Raw genomic sequence first — 21,964 nt, 5'->3', positions numbered from 1 at the left:
AGTACAAACTATTCGAGATAGATTTTCTTATGTACTCATCTAAAAAGATCATAGTCTTAATCATTTAACTGATTCAATGGATTAGAGTATTCTTTAAGTTTTTTGGATAATAAGTTGCTCCAATGATGGATGGGACAGCGAATCTTGGTAGTTCCAGTTGTGATGTCGCTACTCAAGCTTTATGAAAATCAGTTAAACTATCTCATCGCTGATTTAGGATGTGGTTATGCTCTTGGAAAAAATGTTGCAGTCACAAGGTTTTGGTTCACGTAAACATTGCCAGCAACTGATTAAAAATGGAGCAATTTGCATTCAAGGTGAATTACAAACCGATCTGAAATTGCGGGTAAATCTCGAAAATTTACATTTTTCCGTATTTGGTGAGGACTATATTTATCGTGAAAAAGTGTATATCGCATTGAATAAGCCGCAAGGCTTTGAATGTTCACATCAACCTCAACATCACCAAAGCGTATTTCATTTATTTCCAGATACACTGCGTGAACGTGGCTTGGCTGCGGTAGGTCGGCTTGATCAGGACACGACAGGATTATTATTACTGACAGACGATGGCCAGTTTTTACATGGACTCACGCATCCTAAACGTCATGTGCCCAAGGTTTATCATGTCACAACAGTTGATCCCATTTCGGAACAACAATTAATTGCTTTAGAAAAAGGTGTCGAGTTACATCACGAAAAAGGCATATTCGTTGCTACCGAAGTTCAACTTTTAAATGAACATCAACTCAGTATGACCATTCATCAAGGGGTTTATCATCAGGTTAAGCGTATGCTGGCTGCGGTCGGCAACAAAGTGGAAAGTTTGCATCGTCAGCGTATCGGTTTGCTGGATTTACCAGAGCTTGAACAAGGAGAGTGGATTTATCTTGATCCGCAACAAGTGATGGCGGCGCAACAAGGTGGCAATTCATAAGTCAAAAAGTGTTGAACATCATTGATTTCAACATAATTTTAGCCAACTTGTTTGGAATATTGGCTTAAAAACTCAGTTAAAAAATCTATTTCAAAAAACAGTGATATGTACTAAATTCATCATCTCTGATAAAGCCCATAGATTCATATAAGCGATGTGATTCAATGTTGGTTCTTTGGGTTTCTAAGCTAATTCTGAGCGCATTTTCATGACGAGCAAAGAGAATAGCGGTATCAATCAGTTGTCGAGCTGAACCTTGACGTCGATAGATTGGAGTTACATAAACATCGTCTAAAATATAATAGTTGGCACAAGCTACAGATGAAAAGCCTAAATACAGCAGCACGAAACCTGTAAATACATCATCTTTGACATGGATAAAAATGACACTTTGTTTGTTTTCAAAACGTTGTTTAAGAAAATCATAAGATTGTTTAAGATTGGAGGAAGCTCCATAAAATTGACGGTATTCATCAAATAACACGGCAAGCTGATTTAAATCTTCTAATGTTGCCCGACGTACAATCATTTAACTTCTCCATATATTTATATTGATTATCCTAAACATGGAGAGCATAACGAAAAAATGAAAACAATAACGTTAAAACTTGTTTATATTTATAAGCACTTATAGATCAATTTAAATTATAGATGATCACTTTCCCCTAGCAGTGCATTCAACTCTTCAAAAAATGCATCATCATCAAGTTCATTTTCGGTGCCGTTATGGTTGGGCTGAGTCGTCGATGATTTCATTTTTCTGAGTTTAAGCAATTGTTCCATATTGATGCTCTGGTTCTCAATGGCAAATGGAATGGACTTGGTCAACACCACTTGTTTAAAGAAAAGACGAACCGCTTGCGCAGGCGTAATCCCCAATTGTTTAAAAACAGCAAAAGCCTGTTTTTTTTCTTGCGAGTCAAGACGAACTTGATAGACTTCAGTTTTTCGCATGAATATTAACCAATTAATATTTTAATTTTTAAAAATTCATTTTAAACCAAGAAATTGTAATTTCAATATTTTGCATATAAAAAATAGCGCATTTGTCATTACATTGAGGTTACAAATCAAGATTATATTGAGATTCTATACAAATTTTTTCATGGCTGATGGGATCTATAAATTCAATGTGTTTGGCTAACAGTTGTAAGGGGGCAGAAAAATCGTCGTGCTTTTTATGTAAAACCGTCGGGTAAAACGGATCATTTTTGATTGGAACACCTAAATAATTCAGATGAACCCGTAATTGATGTTGCTTACCTGTAACGGGTTTAAGCCGATATTTTGCCCAGAACTGGTTATGTTCCAGACATTCAATATAAGTCTCGCTATTCGGTTCACCGTGCGCATCAATTTGCATAGTGTAAAAGGGCTGCCCTTTTTGCATGCATAAATTTAATGTTCGGGGAAAACTTAATTCAGAACGATAAGCTGCAATTGCATGATAAGTTTTTTGTACTTGGCGGTTGGCAAAAAGCTGTTGATACGCATGTCGTACTTGAGTTTTTTTACTCAATAATATAATTCCTGCGGTTTCCCGATCCAAACGATGAATTGGACTGAGTTCCTCAATTCCCGTTTGATTCTTTAAGCGCACCAGCAATGTTTCCTGAACATATTGTCCTGTAGGGCTTATAGTCAAAAAATGTGGTTTATCCACAACCAGCAATGCATCATTTTCAAATAAAATATGATGTTGAAAAGGGACAGGCTGTTCGTGTGCTAAAAAACGATAATAAAAAATATGAGTATTTGCCTGATAGGGGCTATGAACATTCAGTATTTGTCCGCTTGCATCATAAACTAAACCATCTGCAAAGCGTTGTTGCCATTCATGCACTGAAATATGGGCAAACTGTTGGCAAACATATTTAAATATCGTTGTCACCACTGGATCTCTGTGAGCAGGCAAAAAGGCCTTACTGGCACTTACTCCTTTTATCATCGGGGGAATAAAATCAGTTTTGATCATTGGCGCTAATTATTGGCATTAACAGTGAAAGATAAAGAAGCATGACGTGGAAACTCAACAGCTTTAAGCAATGGCATGGGTTTTAAAGCCCGAAAATGTTATCATATTCCGTTCTTCGATTCATGTCGTGTGTGCTATGCAATATTCCTTATCCATACAGTTAAATAGTGAAGATGATACTCAACGTGTTGCACAAAATCTGGCGAAATGTGTGCAGTCTGGTGTGATTTATTTAATCGGTGATTTGGGAGCGGGTAAAACCACCTTTACGCGTTATTTATTGCAGCAATTTGGGCATCAAGGTGCTGTCAAAAGTCCGACTTATACTTTGGTTGAACCATATAAAATTAATCAGATGGAAATTTTTCATTTTGATTTGTATCGTTTAAATGATCCATATGAACTTGAGTTAATGGGAATTCGTGACTATCTGGATGTGCCAAATGCTTTATTTTTGTTCGAGTGGCCGTCTAAAGGTGGCGATGAAATTCCAGCGGCAGATTATGTGATTCAAATTGAAAAATCTCAGGATGATTTGCAAAGAGTGTTGACACTGTCTTTCAATGATAAAAATACTTATGAGATTTTACAGGAACAATTTTCATCATGAATGATTCCATCAGTTTACGCCGTATTCATACATTAAATCCTGCCTTGGCGAACCAGATTGCCGCAGGTGAAGTGATTGAGCGACCGTCTTCTGTGGTCAAGGAGCTTTTGGAAAACTCAATTGATGCAGGAGCAACTGAGCTGATGATTCGTGTTGCACAAGGCGGTGCAACCTTAATTGAAATCATTGATAATGGTCATGGTATTCACCCAGATGATTTAGCCCTTGCAGTGATGCGTCATGCCACCAGTAAAATTCAGACTGCTGAAGATTTACAGGCCATTATCAGTTTAGGTTTTCGTGGAGAAGCACTGGCATCAATTGCTGCCGTATCACGTTTAACATTATTGAGTAGCCAAAGTGAAGATGGCATTGGTTATCAGGTCGAAGTCAATGGAACTGCTTTTGATCATCAACAAGTACAGGCAGTAGCGGCACAAAAGGGGACACATATTCGTGTACAGGATTTATTCTTTAATGTGCCAGCGCGACGTAAATTTTTAAAAAAACCAGGTACTGAGTTTGGGCACATTGAAGAAATTGTTCGTCGCTTGGCTTTAACTCATTTTGATATTCGCTTTGTCCTTGAGCATAACGACCAGATCCGTTTAAATTTACCTGTTGCAGACAGTGGTGCTTTACGTTTTCAGCGTGTTCAACAATTATTGGGACAACAGTTTACTGAAAATGCGTATTGGATCGACGCTGAAAGTATCAATATGCGCTTGTCAGGCTGGCTTGGCCATCCTTCAGACGCCCGACCACAGGCAGATTTACAATATGTCTATGTCAATGGGCGTATCGTCAAAGACAAAACCATTTCTCATGCTTTACGTATGGCCTATGATGGTATTCTGCATGGGCATCAACATGCCGGTTATTTGTTATTTTTAGAAGTTGACCCAGAACAAATTGATGTCAATGTGCATCCAACCAAACATGAAATTCGCTTTTTGAATCAACGGGAAGTGCATGAATTTGTACGTCATTATGCCAAAGAAACTCTAGCGCAGTTTCAAACAGCGCATACTGAGTTGGCACAAGCCATGAAAAGTGACGAACAAGTGTCAACTTCGTTCAGTTCTGTGGTACAGCCGCGTTATCAGGAGCAATTTGCACTACACAAGACAGTGCAAGAAATGTCTTTGTCTGGGTCGAATGAAAAACCTGATGTCGTCAATGAAAGTCTTTCAGTTGATTTATTAACCGACTTCAATTCAAGCCGACCACAAAGCGTACAATATGCGCCGCAAAGCCAGTATAACGGTTCAAGCCAACTCAATAATGCACTAAAAAATTATCTATCGCCTTTACGCGAAGACAGTGTTCCCAAACAGGATCAGCCAGCTGATATTGCACATTCTGTAGATGAATTTCCATTAGGCATTGCCATAGCACAATTGCATGGAATTTATATTCTGGCACAAAATACTGAAGGTTTGATTATTGTTGATATGCATGCTGCGCACGAGCGGATTCTGTTACAACAAATGAAAAGTGCGTGGGATAAACCTGAATTTTGGACATCTCAACAACTACTTATTCCGAAAATTATTTCGATTAGCCGTATGCAGGCAACGCGCATTGAAGATTTAAAATCGCAACTTGCGCGTTTAGGACTTGAAATTGACCAATATGGTGATGATCAAGTCATTGTACGCGGTGTCCCTGCTATTTTGCAAAAAGCTGATTTTGAAAAACTGATACCAGAATTGTTACATGATCTGGATCCTCTCGATGAAGCACAAGCATTATTGCAAAAGCGCGATGCAATATTAGCAGGCATGGCGTGCCATGGAGCTGTTCGTGCACATCGAATGCTCAGCCTTTCAGAAATGAATGCCTTGCTTCGACAAATGGAACAAACTGAATTTGCCAGCCAATGTAATCATGGTCGTCCAACATGGCGTGCATTTCCCTTAAATCAACTCGATAAACTTTTTGCACGAGGAGAATAATTTTAAAATGTCATCTACTTTGCCCGTTATTAATCTTATGGGACCGACAGCAAGTGGTAAAACCGCACTGGCATGTGAATTATATGAGCGTGGTCATTTTGAAATTATTTCAGTCGATTCAGCGTTAATTTATCGAGATATGGATATAGGGACAGCAAAACCCACTCAACAAGAGCAGGTACAGTATCCACATCATTTGATCGATATTATTTCACCACTTGAAGTTTACTCTGCCGCACAGTTTGTCGAAGATGCCGTTCAATTAATTGATCAAATACATGCGCGTGGTAAAACTCCAATTTTGGTGGGTGGAACCATGCTCTATTACAAAGCATTACTTGAGGGATTATCGAGTAATTTACCCAATGCGAACCCGCAAATTCGGGCTGAAATTGAACAAAAAGCAGCAGAACAGGGATGGCAGGCTGTTTATGATGAGTTAGTGCAGGTTGACGTATTGGCAGGCGAAAAGTTTAAGGTTTCGGATAAGCAAAGAATTATAAGAGCATTGGAAGTTTTTAAAATTACGGGTCAACCGATCACCAAATTACAAGCAGAACAGCCTAAAAATTTACCATATCGCTACAATTTTCATAACTATGCCTTGTTGCCTGATCGGGTAGAATTACATCAGCGCATCGAACAAAGATTGCGTAAAATGTGGGATATTGGTTTTTTAAATGAAGTTGAAGGCTTGATTGAAAAATACGATATTAACGATGATTTACCCTCAATGCGTTGTGTAGGGTATCGTCAAGCTTTAGATTTTCTTTTAAAAAGTGATAGAAGTCACAAAAATAGACTGGAGATGGAAGATAAAGCATTATTTTCGACACGACAACTTGCAAAACGTCAATACACTTGGTTACGTTCTTTGCAAGAAATACACTGTTTTAGAACTTATTTAACGATTAAGCAGGCTCAAGAAGACTTGCGAAACTTTTATGGATAAAGCAAAATTTACATACTATCTTTTTATAATTTTTAATTTTGAAAACTAAAGATAGTTTTTTGCGCTGATTTTTAATTTTTTTGGAGTTATAACATGTCTAAAGGTCAAACTTTACAAGATCCGTTCTTAAATTCTCTCCGTAAAGAGCGTATCCCTGTTTCTATTTTTCTTGTGAACGGTATTAAATTACAGGGCCATATCGAATCTTTTGACCAATATGTTGTTTTATTAAAAAATACCGTAAGTCAAATGGTTTATAAACACGCCATTTCTACAGTTGTTCCTGCTCGTAATCCACGTCCTGCTGGCGCGCCTGCTGGTGCTCAAACAGGTGGTTTTGGTGGTGGTCAGGGCGGCGGCTTTGGTGGTGGTCAAGGCGGTGGCTTTGGTGGTCAAGGTGGCTTTAGTGGCGGTCAGGGTGGTGTTGGCGGTCAAGGTGGCTTTGGTGGCGGTCAGGGCGGTTTTGGTGGTCAAGGTGGCTTTGGTGGTCAAGGCGGCTTTGGTGGTGGTCAAGGCGGTGGCTTTGGTGGTCAAGGCGGTGGCTTTGGTGGTCAAGGTGGCTTTGACGGTGATAGCAAATTTGAAGACAATCAAGAAGACGAAAATAATCGTTAATTGATTTTCAATAAAAACCCTCAAATATTGAGGGTTTTTTTTAATCTAAATTTTATAATTGCACCATAAAAAAATAACCAGCTCAGTGCTGGTTATTTTTCAGTGGTCATTTAAACCTGAGGCTTATTTTGTTGCTGAAGTGCTTTTTTATCAAGATTAGGGTCTTTAATTTCGACATAGGCATTTGAGCGCACTTCACGTAACCAGCTATCGACTTCAGTATCAAATTGGCGTTCGCCTAAAATTTGACGCGCCATACGTTCCTGATACTCATGCGTCATATCCTGATTACGGGTATCCTGCACCTGTAGAATATGCCAGCCAAACTGTGTCTGGAATGGCTCACTGATTTGTCCTACTGGCGTATTCTTCATCTTATCGTCAAACTCAGGCACCATCATACCCGGAGTAACCCAGCCAAGACTGCCACCGTCGCGAGCCGAACCCGGATCATTAGAGAAAGTTGCTGCTAGAGTTGCAAAATCTTCGCCCGCTTTTAAGCGGTTATATAAACTGGTGATCATTTGCTTGGCGTTTTCTGGGCTCACGACTTCTGAGGGTTGAATCAGAATATGGCGTGTCTTATATTGCTCAACCATCGCTTTTTTCTCGCTGGTTTTGCGGTCAAGCAGTTTTAATACATGAATACCATCTCTTACATTGATAAGTTCAGTCGTTTGACCTGCTTGTAAGCCACTGACACGTGCCGCAAGTTCAGCAGGGATGTCTGCTAAATCACGGTAGCCCATGTCTGCCACTTCTACTTTAATGTCTTTATTAGAATATTGTTTGCCAATACTGGTGGCATCATCGCTACCGTTAAGGGCAACTTTGACATCCTGAGCAACTTGATTAAGCTGAGCAGGGTCTGCGTTCGCACCTGAGATACGTGCATGTAATACGCGTACCTGACTACCCAACATGGCTTGCCCTTGCGGGGAATTTAAAAAGTTGCTGACATCTTGATCACTAATTTTAATACGTGACATAACCTGTTGCTGACGCAAACGACTAATTGCTAAGTCTTCACCAATTCGGTCACGCAGGGCTGCATAAGTACCCGGAGCCATCGCATCTAATTTTTGCTGAAAGGCTTCTAGTGATTTACTTCCAGATTGGTTGGCAACTTTAAGAACCGCTTCATTCAACGCCTTTTCATCGGGTTTAATGCCATAACGTTTCACTTGTTCAAGCTGAGCTTCACGCAGGATTAGATTGTCCAAAACCTGTAATTGTAAGTATTGCTGAGGCGGAATTTCTTTTTTCTGAGCTTGCAATTGGTGGGTTGCTTCCGCTAAACCTTGTTCTAAATCACTTTTTAAAATAACACTGTTGTCCACAACTGCAATGACTTCGTCTGAAGGAGTTGCCGCAAAACCTTGCATTGATGAAGAAACAACTACTGCAAGAGCAGTCGTTTTAAAAAACTGTTTCAAATACTTTGTCTTCATTAACGTTGTGTCCAGGATTGATTAATTTGGTTGAAACCTAAAACTCTATTTTCCAAAATAGATGCAAGTTTATTGTTTACGCTGCCTAAACCTTTCAGTGTCAGCTCGACCATCACTGCTTTTTTTACATTGACATTTGGATCATTTGGATCATCTAAATCATTGTAATAAGAGCGACCATACACAGAAACACCCCAACAGCAAGACTCGTAATTTACACCAAGTAAATACTCGCGCGCGACACTGTTGTCGAGATCGTATTGTACATGCCCCATAATACGCCAATTGTTTTTGATGGGTTGTATAAAGGATGCAACCACTTGATCATAGGTATTTTGACGGTCAGGAATATCCTTGCGATAAAAATAGCCTAAGTTATACAGATTTCCTTTGTCGCCTGTGTAGTACATTTGAAAATCACGGTGTGAATTTGTACCGTTAGACATCCAAGCAGAGTTACCACTAATGGTAAAATGCTGCGATAACTGGCTGGACAAACTAACAATTGGCCCGGTATTTTTTTCGTTGTCAATTTCGTCATTACTGATCAAGGTAACACGGCGGTCTTCAAAATAATAACTCTGACCGACACTAGCACGTAAACGTTCCAGACCTTCTGGATCAAATAAACTATAACTTACGCCTAAAGATAAAAAGTTATTATCTTCTAAACGGTCATGTCCATAAAAACGATAAGGGTTAAACAACTGATCGTAATTAATGGATGCAGTAGTGGTATCAAAGTTTGGATAATCTGTCTGATTTTCATACGGCGCATAAGCATAAAATGCACGTGGCGTAATGGTTTGCAGATACTTACCATCTTTTTCAAAAGTTAAACCTGTATCCAGTGTAAACTGCGGAACTACAACAGATTTATTTTTGTCATCGGAACTGGCACCGCCTTGAGAATTCAAAGCATCGATTGTATTTTGATCATAAAAGGTATTGATGCTACGCACGGATACTTCAGGAATTGCAAAGGCATAGGTATTTCTAAAGTTATAACGTGCAGCTAACTGGTTATAGATCCGTGTACCGCTAGGTTGCGTTAATGGTTGAGTAGTATCATTAATATCTTTTTTAAAATAAGCTGTATCGTTATTAAATTCGTATTGTAAGCCGAGTGGATTGCCAGTGACATAGTTAAGAAGGAACTGCGGTAAACGCGCATAAGGCTTATCAACATCTGGGACTGTTTTGTCCAGCGTTTGAAAGTCTTCAACTTTGAGTTGTGCTTTTAAACCGGGAATCTGATCTTTGTAGTTTAAAACCCACGCACGGCGTAAGTTCAAATAAGTTTTAGAGTCAGGATTTGAGTTTAAATCCGCAATAAAATCTTTATCTGATGCGTAATTGTATTCCAGATTGGTTGACCAATAATCATTGATATCCCAGTTATGTAAGAACGTTAAATCCTTACGATCTTCATCATTATATTTTTTATCGTTTGGCAGATAGCCGCCCGCGATTCTTCCTTCACCAAAATTTTCAGTGATGTAGCGGAATTCACCTTCAAGCATTGCACCACGATCAGCATAATAACGCGGGGTAAGGGTTGCGTCGTAATTAGGTGCCAAGTTGAGATAAACAGGAACAGAAAGTTCGACACCACCATCATTAGAGAAACCAAAGGTCGGATTTAAAATCCCTGTGGTTCTACGGTCATCGATTGGAAAATTGAAATAAGGCACTGCAAATACAGGAACATCCTTAACATACAGCTTGGTGTCCTTAGTAACACCACGTCCCGTGTCCTGATCCAGCTTGATTTCTTTGGCTCTAAGCTGCCATGTTGGTTTTTCTTCAGGTGGACAGGTGCTATATGTCGCATCTTTCAGCACCATTGTGGTAGGTGAGGTGCGATTAATTTGCTGGGCATGTCCGTGCGCATGTTGCTGCTCGGAAATGTAAAAACTGTTGTTCAGATCACCTGTTTGGGTTTTTAGGTTGTAATTGATCTGATCACTTTGTGATAGCAGTCCACCCTGAGCCAATTGCACCCGGCCTTGCGCATTGGCATAAGTTTGGGTTTGATCAATGGTGACTTTATCAGCACGAATAGTACGACCTTCCTGATCAATCACCACATTACCACTCAGTTCAGAGTCGCCTTTGGGGTTGTAATGTCCATAGTCAGCTGTCACGACCGAAGTCGCTTTTTCTGGATCAACCGCCTGCGCTGTCGGGCTAATTGGAGTAATCCAAGTGCCTGTACAAAATGCTGAACTTAATGACTTTGTGTCTCTAATTTGTGCTTCAGGGGCAGATTTATCGACATAATATTGTTCAAAAAACTCTTGACCGGGATAAGCTTTTTGAATGCTTTCCTTGAGCTGTTTGTTATCGACTTTAGAAATCGCCTGATCCGACTCAGCATAACTTGATTGTATGGAGCCACCACATAAAAGTGTCAAAATAGCGGTCGCTAAAGGATTAAATTTAAACTGATGCTTCATTGTTTCATTAACCAAGTATGCTAATTCGCAATTAATTATTGTCGCATCATAGAGAAAAAGTTTATAAGTGGCTACACTTATGACTTCAAAATCTCAGCTAGTTTTAGATTTTATTGCAAATGAATACACAACGTGAACAATTGATACAATCATGGATTGCCTCTGCTTTGAATACTGAAGATTTTCAGGTTCACTTTTTAGCTGGAGATGCGAGTTTTAGACGCTATGCACGCGTCACTAACCAAAATCATACCTATATGTTGATGGATGCGCCACCTGAAAAAGAAGATTGTGCTCCATTTGTGATGATTGACGAGTTTTTTGACCAACATGAAGTACGGGTGCCGCATATTATTGCCAAAAATTTAGAGCAGGGCTTTTTATTGCTTGAAGATTTTGGTGATGTACTGTTATCGACTTTATTGAATGATGTCTCGGTCGATCATTATTATCTACAAAGTTTTAAACAGTTGATTCAATTGCAATCTATTCAAGGGCAACATCAGTTTCCAGCGTATTCGTATGAAAAGCTGATGACTGAAATGAAATTGCTAACCGATTGGATGTTGCCATCTTTAAAGATTAATCCAAGCCCAGAACAACAAGCAGTTATTGATCAAGCTTTTGATTTACTAGCAAATACTGCGCTTGCACAACCTCAAGTGATCGTACATCGTGATTTTCATAGCCGTAACTTGATGAAAATTGCAGGTGAAGAACAACTCGGTGTGATTGATTTTCAGGATGCGGTGATTGGCGCAGACACTTATGATTTGATCTCAATTACGCGAGATGCCTATGTACAGTGGAATGCAGATCGAGTTTATCGCTGGTTCCAGCTTTTCTATGATTTACTACAAGATGAAGCCAAACTCAACCGCAGCTTTGAACAATTTAAAAAACAAGCTGATTTTATGGCAATTCAGCGACATCTCAAGATTTTAGGTATTTTTGTACGTTTGTTTGAGCGTGATGGAAAATCGGGTTATCTCAAAGATTTGCCACGTGTCATGTGGTATTTACTCGAAGAAAGTAAATCCTATCCAGAGTTAGATGCATTCATGCACTTTATACACCAAACGGTGATGCCGAAATTTGTTGAAAAATATGGTAAGTATGAGGTCGCAGCCTAATGAAAGCCATGATTCTTGCGGCGGGTTTGGGTAATCGTATGCGTCCATTGACCTTGCATACCCCAAAACCATTGTTGCCAGTAGGTGGGAAACCATTGATTGTCTGGCACATTGAAAAGCTAAAACAGATTGGTGTTACTGAGATTGTCATCAATACGGCATGGTTGGCTGATAAGCTGGTCGATGCTTTAGGTGATGGTTCGACCTTGGGTGTTAAAATTTTATGGTCACACGAAGGTGAAGGGTTAGAAACAGCAGGAGGTATTATCAATGCCTTAGCATTGCTGGGGAATGACCCTTTTATTCTAGTGAATGGTGATGTCTGGACGACGATGGATTTTTCATCATTGTTAAATATTAATTTAGCGGATGATTTGGCGCATTTGGTTTTTGTTCCTAATCCAGTACAGCATCCAAATGGTGATTTTATTTTGTCAAATCACAAAGCTTATACTTTTGAACAGCAACAAAACGGCGAAGCCTTAACTTATAGCGGTGTAGCGGTATTATCGCCGAAATTGTTTGAAAATTTAGAACAAGGTAAACGGCCACTTGCTCCATTGCTGAAACAGGCGATGCTCAATCAACAAGTCTCGGCTGAAAAAATGCAGGGTATTTGGGTCGATGTAGGTACGCCTGAGCGATTAAATGAGCTAGATCAACAAATTAAAGCAGGTTTGTACATTTAACTGTGTAAACGCTAATCGTTGACCACTATTTTTGAGTAGAGAAATAGGTATACTGCAACTAACTTTTTAGAGATGTTCCACGGATATGCATCCATTTTTCCACGAATTAAAACAGGGTAGCCAAGCTTTGGGTTTAAACTTGAGTGATGAAACCCTGAGTCTATTGTTGAAATATCAAGATGCATTGGTGCTCTGGAACAAAGCTTATAATCTGACGGCAATACGCGACCCGAAAGAAATGCTGGTGAAGCATTTGCTCGATAGTCTGAGTATCTTAAAAGATTTGCCACAAGGTCGATTGCTAGATGTCGGAACAGGTGGCGGCATGCCGGGCATGATCATTGCTTTATGTCAGCCTGAACGTTCTTGTGTATTGTTGGATTCCAATGGTAAAAAGATTCGTTTTTTAAAACAGTTTATTGCAGATTTAAAATTAAAAAATGTGATTGCGGTGCAAACGCGTGTAGAAAATGAAGATTCGATTGGTGAACTCGGGCAGTTCGACGTCATTACCAGTCGCGCCTTTGCTTCGCTGACAGATTTTGTCGATGCGGCTCGACCCTATATGCACCAAAGCAGTATTATTGCTGCGATGAAAGGGTTAATTCCTTCAGAAGAAATACAGCATATGCAGCATGAATTTTCGTGTCAGGTAATCGAGTTGCAAGTCCCGCGTCTGGATGAACAGCGTCATTTGCTTTTACTTGAACAAAAACAATCTTAAGTTGGGGTAAAGATGGCTCAGATTATTGCAATAGCCAACCAGAAAGGTGGCGTAGGTAAAACCACGACAGCCGTGAATCTGGCTGCCTCATTGGCTGTGTTAAAAAAACGTGTACTTTTGGTGGATATGGACTCGCAAGGCAACGCCACCATGGGTTCAGGCGTACAAAAAAATGATTTGTTGTACTCTATTACTGATGTACTGCTTGGTGAAGTTCCGGTTGAAACTGCCATTACAAAATCAGAAGTAGGTTATAAGGTAATTGGTTCAAACCGTGAGCTTTCAGGTGTGGAACTCGCGATTGCGGATCAGCAAGGGCGCGAATTTATTCTCAAAAAAGCACTGGATAGTGTGCGAGATTCTTTTGACTATATTATTATTGATTGCGCGCCGAGTTTGAGCCTGATTACCGTCAACGCACTGGCTGCGGTAGATGGTGTGATGATTCCGATGCAATGCGAATATTATGCACTTGAAGGTTTGGCTGATTTAACCCAGACCATTGATCGTATTCAGCAAGCATTGAATCCTGATCTGCAAATTATTGGGGTTTTGCGTACGATGTACGATGCGCGTAATGCTTTAACCCGTGATGTTTCAGCGGAGCTTGAGCAATTCTTTGGCAAAAAACTTTACGATACGGTTATTCCCCGTAATGTACGTCTTGCCGAAGCACCTGCCCATGGTTTGCCGATTATTTATTTTGAGAAAAGTTCAAAAGGTGCAGTGGCATATTTAAATCTGGCTGCCGAAATGTTGAAAAAAAGTAAAGTGAAAAAAGGGAGTCATGCATGACCACAAAAAAACGCGGATTAGCAAAAGGTCGTGGTTTAGATGCACTTCTAGGCTCTATTCAAAAAGAAAAGTTACAAATTGAAGCGCAGGCAATTGATCACGGTCAATTAAAACAGATTGATGTCAATGTGTTGAAACGTGGTGAATATCAACCTCGTCGTTTTATACAGGAACAAGATTTAAAAGAGTTGGCAGCATCTATTGAAAAACATGGTGTGATGCAGCCGATCGTGATTCGTCCGATTGATGATGAATTCTATTCCTATGAAATTATTGCAGGTGAACGTCGCTGGCGTGCGGCACAGTTGGCAGGTTTAAAAGAAATCCCAGCCATTGTTCGTGAGCTGAATGATCAGGTTGCGATTGCCTTGGCGTTGATTGAAAATATCCAGCGTCAGGATTTAAATCCAATTGATCAGGCATTGGCATTGCAGCGTTTTCATGATGAATTTGGTTTAAGCCATCAGGAAATTGCAGAGACAGTGGGGAAAGCACGGACTACAGTGAGTAACTTGTTACGTTTACTCAGTCTGGATGATGCGATTAAAGACCACATGCAAAATGGTCAACTGGATATGGGACATGCTCGCGCAATTTTGGCACTTAAAGCAAAAGATCAAATTGCGGTTGCCCAAATTGTCATTGAAAAAAGTCTATCTGTGCGTCAAACCGAGCAGTTGGTTCGCGAATGGAATGAGCCTAAACAGGACAAAACCAAAGCTGCTATTTCGCCTGATATTGAACAGTTAACACAAAAATTATCAGAGCGTTTCGGTGCAAATGTGAAAATTGATCACAATAAACAAGGAAAAGGCAAACTCGTCATTCACTATCATTCACTGGATGAGCTGGATGGTATTTTAAATATTTGCTTAACAGATTAGTCTATGCTGACTTTTTAATTTTTTTGTGGTTATTGGGGAATATCAGCATGTGGGAATTAGTAAAAGCAGGGGGCTGGTTAATGCTGCCCCTTATTTTGTGTTCTATTTTTACAGTGGCAATTAGCATTGAACGTTTTGTACGACTGAAAAGGTCGGCTGTCCTTCCCAATGCCTTAATTTCCACCAGCTCACATTCAGTTAATCAAGTGGCAACTCAGCTTGAGCAAAGCCCACAACTTCAAAATAGTCCACTTGGAAGAATTTTAAAAGCTGGAGTGGATAATCAAAATTTAGGCGAACAATTTGCCAAAGCGCAGATGGAAGTGACAGCTTCGCAGGAAATTGGGTATTTAGAACGTCATATCAATTTCTTGGGCACCATGAGCGCAGTAGCACCCTTGTTGGGATTGTTGGGAACAGTGATTGGAATTATTGAATCCTTTCTAGTGATTGATCTAGGGTCAAGCAGTAGTCCAACGCTGATGATACCTGGGATCTCTAAAGCTTTAATCACCACAGCAGTCGGCATGCTCATCGCGATTCCAGCGTTGATGGCTTATCGCTATTTTCAACGTTTAGTCCATGAATATATTGCTGAATTTGAGCAGCAAGCGACTTTGTTTCATGCTGCACTGTTTTATCAAGTGCCTTCATCCAATGCGATTGAGCAACGCCGAATAGGCTAAGGTGGTGGTATGAAATTTAAACGTCCACAAGTTGAAGATATTCATATTAATTTAACGCCCATGATTGACTGTTTGTTGTTCATACTGGTGTTTTTACTACTTTCAACGACTTTTGCACAAAATAGTCGTATTAATTTGACCTTGCCAGATGCGCAAGGTGTTCCACCAAAACAATACGATCAGAAAATTGAGGTCATGGTAGACTCTAGCGGACATTACATGGTCAACGGTCAGGCAATTTCAAGTCAGAGTGCTTCTGATTTGAGTACTGCGATTAAACAGGCGTCGCATGATCGTCGGGATTTAATGTTTGTCATTGCTGCTGATGCGAAAGCGACGCATCAGGATGTGATTCGTGTGATGGATGTTGCAGGTCAGCTTGGCTTTGTGAACATCAATATTAGTACCAAAGTTCCTTCCAGAGGTTTTACTGAGTGAAGCAAGATTTTAAGGTTTATCTTCGTCTCCTGTCCTATTTAAAACCATATTGGGGTATTGCACTATTAGTATTGACCGGTTTTGGGATCAATGCTGCAACTGAGGTGTCTGTTGCCAAGTTGCTTAAATATATTATCGATGCCATTCAGGAAGGGAGTCGGGCTAACCTTGATTGGTTCCCTGCATTAATCGTTTTACTGATATTTTTCCGTGGTCTGGGTTTGTTCATGGGCGGATACTATACCGCCGTGATTTCACGACGATTGGTCTTTAGCATTCGTCAGGAAGTGTATGCCAAACTTTTGTGTCTGCCTTCTCAGTATTATCTGGATAATTCCGCGGGTCATATTACCGCTAAAATTATGTATAACGTTGAGCAACTGACCGCAGCATCTTCTGAATCATTCAAGATTATGGTCAAAGATGGTCTAGTGACTTTAGGTTTGCTCGGTTATCTACTGTATACCAATTGGCGTTTGACACTCTGCATTATTGTTTTTGTTCCATTAATCGGCTTTTTAGTGCGTAAAGCGTCTAAGCGGATGCGTAAGCTTTCGATACAAGTACAAAATACCATGGGTGATGTGAACCATGTGGTGCAGGAAAGTATTAATGGTCAGGCGGTAGTCAAAAGCTTCTCTGGTGAAGCGTCGGAACAAAAGCGTTTTTATGAGTCTTCTGAAGAAAACTTAAAACGCGGTCTTAAAATGGTGGTGGTACAAAACCTGAATAGTCCGCTGGTTCAATTGGTCATGGCGATTGCCATGAGTCTAATTGTCTGGCTGGCATTGCGACCACAGATTTTAGGCAATACCACCGCAGGTGAATTTGTCGCTTATATTACCGCTGCCGGTCTACTGGCTAAACCCGTTAAGAACTTGACCGATGTCAATGAAAAATTACAGCGCGGTATTGCGGCGGCTTATTCAGTATTTGAGCTACTTGATTTGCCTGAAGAGCAAAATACGGGTGTGCAAAAGCCTAAGTTACATGGTCATATCCGTTTTGATCATGTCAGTCTGGATTATGCAGATAAAGTACATGCTATTAAGGACTTTAATTTAAACATCAAAGCTGGCGAAACGGTTGCCTTGGTGGGTCGTTCTGGTGCTGGAAAAACATCGCTGGTCAATTTGCTGGTACGTTTTCAGGAAGTATCGAGTGGCGAACTTTATATGGATAATATTCCAATTAAAGACATCGACTTACCTTGTCTGCGTCAACAGGTGGCAATGGTGAATCAGCAAGTTGTATTATTTAACCGAACTGTGCGTGACAATATCGCATATGGGCAACTTGAAGGCGCAAAAGAAGAAGATATTGTGGCTGCTGCAAAAGCCGCCTATGCACATGACTTTATCATGAACTTGCCACAAGGTTATGACACGGTATTGGGCGCACAAGGCCTGAATCTCTCAGGTGGCCAGCGTCAGCGTATTGCGATTGCCCGTGCCATTTTAAAAGACGCTCCAATTTTAATTTTGGATGAAGCCACCAGTGCGCTGGATAATGAATCTGAGCACTTTATTCAACAGGCATTTGATCAGGCGATGCAACAAGACCGTACCACCATTGTGATTGCACATCGTTTATCTACGATTGAAAATGCAGATCGAATTGTGGTCATGGATAAAGGTGAAATCGTTGAGCAAGGCACACATACTGAATTGCTCAATTTACGTGGTGCATACTATCAGTTACATCAACGTAATTTTGAGGAATAAGACAAATGTCTTTTGCTCAGTTGATTCAAGAGGCGTGGTCGAAACAGGCAAAATGGCTGATTGTGCTACGTCCATTGTCATGGTTATACCGAGCGGCATCTGACTTTAATCATCAGCTTTATAAACATGGGATTAAGTCTGTTTATACTGCTCCAGTTCCTGTTTTAGTTATTGGTAACATTACGGTAGGGGGAAGTGGTAAAACACCTCTGCTGATTCAATTGGTCAATTACTTACAACAACATCAGATTAGAGTTGGCGTGATTAGTCGAGGCTATGGCGGCGAAGGTCCTTTTCCTGCTTTGGTTAATTCTGATGCACTACCCAATCTTGTTGGTGATGAACCTTGCTTGATTGTGCAATCGACGCAAGTACCCATGGCGGTTGGACCCGACCGTAAAGCTGCTATTGAATTGCTCTTAAATGAGCACCAGCTTGATTTGATTATCAGTGATGATGGCTTGCAACATTGGGCACTAGATCGGCAAATTGAATGGATTGTACTGGATTTGAATCGTGGTTTAGGTAATGAAAAATTATTGCCAGAAGGGTATTTACGTGAACCAAAGCAGCGATTAGCCTCTGGAACTGTGATCGAACATGGTGTTAACAGCACATCTGCACTGCATATGCATTTACGCGCAGGCGAACCTTATCTGCTTAATCCAAAACAGGATCATGCCTTAACATTTCAGGCGAATGACGCTTTTTACGCAGTCGTGGGGATTGGTTACCCTCAACGTTTTTATCAAACGCTTGAATCTATTGGCGTGACAGAATTTCAATGTCACGAATTTCCCGATCATTATGATTATGACATTCAGGATTTGCAGTTTGAGGATCAAAATCCAATTATTACCACTGAAAAAGATGCGGTAAAAATTTTAGCTTTGCTTAAACAATACCCTGATTTCTCTACCGAAATTTGGGTCGTGCCTGTAGAGGCAGTTTTATCAGAGCAATGTTATCAATTACTTGCACAGCAGTTGAATCAATTTGGCATTCACTTGTCTTAGGTCTTAGGAAAGTTAAATGAAACATATCGTCATTCCCGCACGTTTTGCCAGTTCACGCCTACCGGGAAAACCACTTTTAGAGATTCATGGTCGCCCGATGATTTTACGCGTTGTCGATCAGGCGAAAAAAGTGCAGGGTTTTGATGATCTATGTGTGGCAACCGATGATGAGCGGATTGCACAAGTCTGTCGTGCTGATGGGGTGGATGTGGTATTAACCAGTCCTGATCATCCATCTGGTACTGATCGCTTGAGTGAAGTCGCACGAATAAAGGGCTGGGCCAGTGAGGATATCATTGTCAATGTACAAGGGGATGAACCCTTGTTACCTGCCAAGCTTGTACAACAGGTGAGTCAATTATTGGTCGATAAGCCAGATTGTTCAATGTCTACCTTATGTGAACCGATTCATGTATTAGAAGAATTCCAGCGCGACAGTATTGTCAAAGTGGTGATGTCTCGCCAACATGAGGCATTATATTTTAGCCGTGCCACTATTCCCTATGATCGTGATGCGGCTCAACAGGCTCAAGCCGCACTGCATTCACATGCCTACCGTCATTTAGGTCTCTATGCTTACCGTGTTGGGCTGTTACAAGCTTATGTGAGCTGGGAAATGGGAGTGTTAGAGAAACTGGAAAGTCTTGAACAATTACGCGTGCTTGAAAATGGACACCGCATTGCAATTGCTGTTGCTGAATCCAATTTACCACCTGGAGTAGATACCCCCGCAGATCTGGCAAGATTAAATGCTATGCCTTTGTCTAGCTTTGAATGATATTTGGATAAAACCATGCAAAAAGTTTATCCATGGCAACAAAACGTTTGGGAGACCTTAACCGGGCGTTTTCCTGAAATGGGTCATGGTTTATTGTTTTATGGTAAGGCAGGTTGTGGCAAACACGAATTTGCCCAGCAATTTCTGGCTTGGGTATTATGTTCAAACAAGCAGTCTCAAGCAGCTTGTGGTGAGTGTGTAAGTTGTCAGTGGCTTAAATCAGATACACATCCGAATTATGTCCACATCAGCACAGATGAAGACAACAAAAAACAAAATGCCAAAATTAAAATTGAAAAAATACGTGAGCTGTTACCCTTCGTACAGCAGACTGTAGATGGTTGGCGAGTCATTGTGATTGAACCTGCCGAAGCTTTGAATATTGCCTCATCTAACGCATTGTTAAAAACACTGGAAGAACCCGGTGAAAGAGTCATTTTAATTTTATTGGCAGATCATTATCTTAAACTGCCAGCAACGATTCGCAGCCGTTTGCAACATTTTGCCTTGGATCGGATTTCGCCTGAGCAGGCGTTACAATATATTCAGACTAAGCAATCTGAGCTTTCGGTTGAACAGATCAATTTATTACTCAACCTCTCGGGTGCCATGCCACTAAAAGCATTGCAATTGGCTCAAAGTGACTGGCTTGCAAAACGGCAGGATTTTCTTTTGGATTGGATCAATCTTGTCACGCAAAAGAATAAACCGATGTTGTTTGCGACCAAGTGGAATAAAGAGCTTGCATTTACAGACTTTATCAGCATGTTTGAATACTTGTTGGGTGACTTAATTTGTGTCAAGCTAAATCAGAGCATTAAAAATATCGATTTAAGTTTTGATCCATTGCTACCTGCGTATACGCTTGAATATTTGTTTGGAATTTACGTTGAAATACAACATGCCAAACGATTAGTTGAGCAAAATGTACAAAGTAATTTAGTGATGGATCAATTATTTATAAAATTAATGAATGTGACTTAAAGGGGAAATAACATGGAACCACGTATGATGGGCGGTATTATTCAGTTAAATATACCTGATCGTGCAACTTTACAAGCCAGTTATATGAGTTTCGTACAAGGTGGTGGTTTATTTATTCCTTCAAAACAAGCGGTCAAACTGGGTGATGAAGTGTTTGTATTGGCAACTTTACCAGAACAAGCGCAGAAAATCCCTTTAACAGGAAAAGTGATCTGGATTTCACGTAAACAAACGGGGGTTAAACCTCATGGTTTTGCGATTCAACTCAGTGGTGAAAAAGGCATCTATTATAAAAATGAGGCTGAGAAACTACTGGCTGGAAGTGCATCGGATCGTCCAAATTTCACCATGTAAACTTAATAGGAAAATTTTGTGTTTGTAGATACTCATTGCCATTTAACCTTATTGGATTTAAGCCCTTATGAGGGTAATTTAGATCAGGCTTTGGCTCAGGCACGTCTGGCAGGCGTTTCTAAATTTATGAGTATCTCAGTGGATTTAGATGACCATATTGCCCTTGCCGAAATTGCTGCGTGCCATGATGATGTTGGCTATACGGTAGGGGTGCATCCCTGTGAGGATGCCAGCACCATGGCACGTGCAACCACGGAGCTTTTGGTCGAATTGGCACAGTCAGATAAAGTTTGGGCACTCGGTGAAACCGGACTGGATTATTATCATAGTACCGATTTTGTAGAGGCGCAAAAACACTGTTTTGCCCGACACATTGCAGCTTCTAAAATTGTCAAAAAACCTGTTGTGGTTCATACCCGTTCGGCTAGGCAGGACACCATTGATATTATTCGGGCTGAAGGTTCAAGCCACGGTATATTGCATTGCTTTACTGAAGATTGGGACACGGCTAAAGCAGCGCTTGATTGTGGTTACTATATTTCTTTTTCAGGCATCGTTTCATTTAAAAATGCGCAGGACTTGCGTGATGTGGTTAAACAAGTACCTCTTGATCGGGTGTTAATTGAAACAGATAGTCCTTATTTAGCGCCTGTACCGTATCGTGGTAAATCAAATGAACCAAAATATGTGCCATTTGTAGCCAAAGCTTTAAGTGATGTATATGATAAGCCTGTAGAAGAAATCGCGGCGATTACTCGTCAAAATTTTGAAAATCTTCTCAATATGAAGTAGTTGCATTAAA

23 protein-coding genes are annotated in these 21,964 nt (G+C 40.4%); 18 read left to right on the top strand and 5 right to left on the bottom strand.

The window, feature by feature from the left end:
• The first annotated feature begins 226 nt into the window (after positions 1 to 226).
• Entirely contained in the window at positions 227 to 937 is a 711-nt protein-coding gene (locus tag E0D95_RS04245) for a pseudouridine synthase (RefSeq protein ID WP_130802715.1), read from the top strand.
• An 85-nt stretch (positions 938 to 1,022) separates the two neighbouring features.
• Here the strand turns inward: E0D95_RS04245 and E0D95_RS04240 are convergent, their stop codons facing one another.
• The 3 genes from E0D95_RS04240 to E0D95_RS04230 form a co-directional block, all read right to left on the bottom strand.
• The gene (locus tag E0D95_RS04240) at positions 1,023 to 1,466 is read right to left on the bottom strand and encodes a GNAT family N-acetyltransferase (protein WP_130802714.1); all 444 of its coding nucleotides are present in this window, start codon (positions 1,464 to 1,466) and stop codon (positions 1,023 to 1,025) included.
• Positions 1,467 to 1,582: 116 nt separating this feature from the next.
• A complete protein-coding gene (locus E0D95_RS04235; protein WP_130802713.1) occupies positions 1,583 to 1,891 on the bottom strand; it encodes a type II toxin-antitoxin system RelB/DinJ family antitoxin in 309 nt (102 codons plus the stop codon).
• 109 nt (positions 1,892 to 2,000) lie between these two features.
• The gene (locus E0D95_RS04230; RefSeq protein ID WP_213073693.1) at positions 2,001 to 2,912 is read right to left on the bottom strand and encodes an RluA family pseudouridine synthase; all 912 of its coding nucleotides are present in this window, start codon (positions 2,910 to 2,912) and stop codon (positions 2,001 to 2,003) included.
• 136 nt (positions 2,913 to 3,048) lie between these two features.
• On the opposite strand from E0D95_RS04230, the gene tsaE reads away from it, so the two are divergent.
• The 4 genes from tsaE (at position 3,049) to hfq (ending at position 7,047) form a co-directional block, all read left to right on the top strand.
• The gene (gene tsaE, locus E0D95_RS04225; RefSeq protein ID WP_130802712.1) at positions 3,049 to 3,522 is read left to right on the top strand and encodes a tRNA (adenosine(37)-N6)-threonylcarbamoyltransferase complex ATPase subunit type 1 TsaE; all 474 of its coding nucleotides are present in this window, start codon (positions 3,049 to 3,051) and stop codon (positions 3,520 to 3,522) included.
• The gene (gene mutL / locus E0D95_RS04220) at positions 3,519 to 5,480 is read left to right on the top strand and encodes a DNA mismatch repair endonuclease MutL (RefSeq protein ID WP_431830735.1); all 1,962 of its coding nucleotides are present in this window, start codon (positions 3,519 to 3,521) and stop codon (positions 5,478 to 5,480) included. Before tsaE ends, mutL begins: the two co-directional genes overlap by 4 nt.
• 7 nt (positions 5,481 to 5,487) lie before the next feature.
• A complete protein-coding gene (miaA, locus tag E0D95_RS04215) occupies positions 5,488 to 6,432 on the top strand; it encodes a tRNA (adenosine(37)-N6)-dimethylallyltransferase MiaA (RefSeq protein WP_130802710.1) in 945 nt (314 codons plus the stop codon).
• A 93-nt stretch (positions 6,433 to 6,525) separates the two neighbouring features.
• A complete protein-coding gene (hfq, locus tag E0D95_RS04210) occupies positions 6,526 to 7,047 on the top strand; it encodes an RNA chaperone Hfq (protein ID WP_130802709.1) in 522 nt (173 codons plus the stop codon).
• Positions 7,048 to 7,157: 110 nt separating this feature from the next.
• Here the strand turns inward: hfq and E0D95_RS04205 are convergent, their stop codons facing one another.
• On the bottom strand, positions 7,158 to 8,498 hold the full coding sequence (locus E0D95_RS04205) for a peptidylprolyl isomerase (protein ID WP_130802708.1): 1,341 nt from the start codon (positions 8,496 to 8,498) through the stop codon (positions 7,158 to 7,160).
• Complete coding sequence (locus E0D95_RS04200) at positions 8,498 to 10,957, bottom strand: LPS-assembly protein LptD (protein ID WP_130802707.1); 2,460 nt, start codon at positions 10,955 to 10,957, stop codon at positions 8,498 to 8,500. The genes E0D95_RS04205 and E0D95_RS04200 overlap by 1 nt, the downstream gene beginning before the upstream one ends.
• A gap of 119 nt (positions 10,958 to 11,076) precedes the next feature.
• Here E0D95_RS04200 and E0D95_RS04195 point away from each other — a divergent pair, with 119 nt between their 5' ends.
• The 13 genes from E0D95_RS04195 to E0D95_RS04135 all read left to right on the top strand — a co-directional run bounded on the left by E0D95_RS04195 (position 11,077) and on the right by E0D95_RS04135 (position 21,954).
• The gene (locus E0D95_RS04195; RefSeq protein WP_130802706.1) at positions 11,077 to 12,090 is read left to right on the top strand and encodes an aminoglycoside phosphotransferase family protein; all 1,014 of its coding nucleotides are present in this window, start codon (positions 11,077 to 11,079) and stop codon (positions 12,088 to 12,090) included.
• Positions 12,090 to 12,779 carry an N-acetylmuramate alpha-1-phosphate uridylyltransferase MurU gene (gene murU / locus E0D95_RS04190; protein ID WP_130802705.1) on the top strand — a complete coding sequence of 230 codons (690 nt, stop codon included), beginning with the start codon at positions 12,090 to 12,092 and terminating at the stop codon, positions 12,777 to 12,779. The genes E0D95_RS04195 and murU overlap by 1 nt, the downstream gene beginning before the upstream one ends.
• 85 nt (positions 12,780 to 12,864) lie before the next feature.
• Positions 12,865 to 13,503, top strand: coding sequence for a 16S rRNA (guanine(527)-N(7))-methyltransferase RsmG (gene rsmG, locus E0D95_RS04185; protein ID WP_130802704.1), 639 nt, complete (start codon positions 12,865 to 12,867; stop codon positions 13,501 to 13,503).
• 12 nt (positions 13,504 to 13,515) lie between these two features.
• Positions 13,516 to 14,298, top strand: a complete 783-nt coding sequence (locus tag E0D95_RS04180) for a ParA family protein (protein WP_130802703.1) — start codon at positions 13,516 to 13,518, stop codon at positions 14,296 to 14,298.
• On the top strand, positions 14,295 to 15,182 hold the full coding sequence (locus tag E0D95_RS04175) for a ParB/RepB/Spo0J family partition protein (RefSeq protein ID WP_130802702.1): 888 nt from the start codon (positions 14,295 to 14,297) through the stop codon (positions 15,180 to 15,182). The genes E0D95_RS04180 and E0D95_RS04175 overlap by 4 nt, the downstream gene beginning before the upstream one ends.
• 47 nt (positions 15,183 to 15,229) lie before the next feature.
• The gene (locus tag E0D95_RS04170; protein WP_130802701.1) at positions 15,230 to 15,868 is read left to right on the top strand and encodes a MotA/TolQ/ExbB proton channel family protein; all 639 of its coding nucleotides are present in this window, start codon (positions 15,230 to 15,232) and stop codon (positions 15,866 to 15,868) included.
• Positions 15,869 to 15,877: 9 nt separating this feature from the next.
• Positions 15,878 to 16,306, top strand: a complete 429-nt coding sequence (locus E0D95_RS04165; RefSeq protein ID WP_130802700.1) for an ExbD/TolR family protein — start codon at positions 15,878 to 15,880, stop codon at positions 16,304 to 16,306.
• Positions 16,303 to 18,030 (top strand): lipid A export permease/ATP-binding protein MsbA, encoded by a 1,728-nt coding sequence (gene msbA / locus E0D95_RS04160; protein ID WP_130802699.1) that lies wholly within the window; start codon positions 16,303 to 16,305, stop codon positions 18,028 to 18,030. The genes E0D95_RS04165 and msbA overlap by 4 nt, the downstream gene beginning before the upstream one ends.
• A gap of 5 nt (positions 18,031 to 18,035) precedes the next feature.
• Complete coding sequence (gene lpxK / locus E0D95_RS04155) at positions 18,036 to 19,046, top strand: tetraacyldisaccharide 4'-kinase (protein WP_130802698.1); 1,011 nt, start codon at positions 18,036 to 18,038, stop codon at positions 19,044 to 19,046.
• A 16-nt stretch (positions 19,047 to 19,062) separates the two neighbouring features.
• Complete coding sequence (gene kdsB, locus E0D95_RS04150) at positions 19,063 to 19,824, top strand: 3-deoxy-manno-octulosonate cytidylyltransferase (protein ID WP_130802697.1); 762 nt, start codon at positions 19,063 to 19,065, stop codon at positions 19,822 to 19,824.
• 15 nt (positions 19,825 to 19,839) lie between these two features.
• Positions 19,840 to 20,808, top strand: a complete 969-nt coding sequence (locus E0D95_RS04145; protein WP_130802696.1) for a DNA polymerase III subunit delta' — start codon at positions 19,840 to 19,842, stop codon at positions 20,806 to 20,808.
• A gap of 12 nt (positions 20,809 to 20,820) precedes the next feature.
• A complete protein-coding gene (locus E0D95_RS04140; protein ID WP_130802695.1) occupies positions 20,821 to 21,162 on the top strand; it encodes a PilZ domain-containing protein in 342 nt (113 codons plus the stop codon).
• Positions 21,163 to 21,180: 18 nt separating this feature from the next.
• Positions 21,181 to 21,954 (top strand): TatD family hydrolase, encoded by a 774-nt coding sequence (locus E0D95_RS04135; protein ID WP_130802694.1) that lies wholly within the window; start codon positions 21,181 to 21,183, stop codon positions 21,952 to 21,954.
• The last annotated feature ends 10 nt before the right edge of the window (positions 21,955 to 21,964 follow it).

This window comes from Acinetobacter ihumii (assembly GCF_900625095.1).
Lineage (GTDB): Bacteria > Pseudomonadota > Gammaproteobacteria > Pseudomonadales > Moraxellaceae > Acinetobacter > Acinetobacter ihumii.
Note: the sequence above shows the minus strand (reverse complement) of the source record. Positions and strands in the feature narration are given on the sequence as shown.